Origin of the sequence: Erythrobacter donghaensis (assembly GCF_001557325.1) — a bacterium.
Lineage (GTDB): Bacteria > Pseudomonadota > Alphaproteobacteria > Sphingomonadales > Sphingomonadaceae > Erythrobacter > Erythrobacter donghaensis_B.
In genome coordinates this window covers 1-337 of record NZ_LSJS01000017.1, presented here as the reverse complement: position 1 = coordinate 337, position 337 = coordinate 1, and the positions used below count along the sequence as shown (strand labels likewise).

The window sequence follows — 337 nt, the reverse complement described above, 5'->3', positions numbered from 1 at the left end:
AGGCGGCGGCTACGCTCGGCGCTGGGGCCATACTGCTCGCGCTTCAACTTGGCGATCTGCAGCTTGAGGTGCGCGATCAGCGCCTCGATGGCGCTCTCGCGGGCATGGGCGTTGGCGAGCTTGGCCTCTGCTTCGTCAGCCTTCTGGAGCGCGGAAACCAGCAGCGCCTTGAGCGCTTCGACATCGTCCGGAAGGGGCGAAATGACGGCTTCCATGGAGGAGAGTGAATCATCATCCACCCTCTGCTGCAAGGCCAAAATGCCCGCATCTGCCGGTTATCCTGCGCTCTGCGGCCGCCACGTATACTGCGGGTTGCGCCAGTCGATCCCCTCCAGCA

General features: G+C 64.1%; 1 pseudogene. It reads right to left on the bottom strand.

The features are described 5' to 3' along the window. A pseudogene (locus tag AX692_RS00295) lies at positions 1-215 on the bottom strand (IS66 family transposase); the annotation flags it as partial. Between the last annotated feature and the right edge of the window lie 122 nt (positions 216-337).